This is a genomic window from Burkholderia sp. GbtcB21, assembly GCF_019091065.1.
Classification (GTDB): domain Bacteria; phylum Pseudomonadota; class Gammaproteobacteria; order Burkholderiales; family Burkholderiaceae; genus Burkholderia; species Burkholderia pyrrocinia_C.
The window spans coordinates 1-421 of sequence record NZ_JAGXKA010000119.1 but is presented as its reverse complement, the minus strand read 5'-3'; the positions used below and the strand labels follow the sequence as shown (position 1 = coordinate 421).

The window sequence follows — 421 nt, the reverse complement described above, 5'->3', positions numbered from 1 at the left end:
CGCTGAGAGGTGCAAGTCCGGTTCGGGGAGGAGAGGCCGGGAGATAGCTCGACTACGCCCGGTCTCTTACTCCACTTTCGACGTGGCAGGGCTGGCTGTATGTGGCTTTCGTGATAGATGTGTTTGCTCGCCGTATCGTCGGCTGGCGAGTCAGCAGTTCGATGACCACGGACTTCGTTCTGGATGCCCTTGAACAGGCGCTTTACGCGCGGCGCCCGGGCGACGACGGAACCTTGATACACCATTCCGACAGAGGGTCCCAATACGTCAGCATTCGCTACAGCGAACGGCTGGCCGAAGCGGGCATCGAACCGTCGGTCGGCAGCCGGGGAGACAGCTATGACAACGCCCTGGCTGAAACGATCAACGGCTTGTACAAGGCTGAACTGATTCATCGCCGCACCTGGAAAACGCGGGAATC

1 pseudogene is annotated in these 421 nt (G+C 60.1%); it reads left to right on the top strand.

Features of this window, described 5'->3' with window-relative positions:
• Positions 1-74: 74 nt before the first annotated feature.
• Positions 75-421 (top strand): annotated as a pseudogene (locus KVT39_RS36580) (DDE-type integrase/transposase/recombinase); the annotation flags it as partial.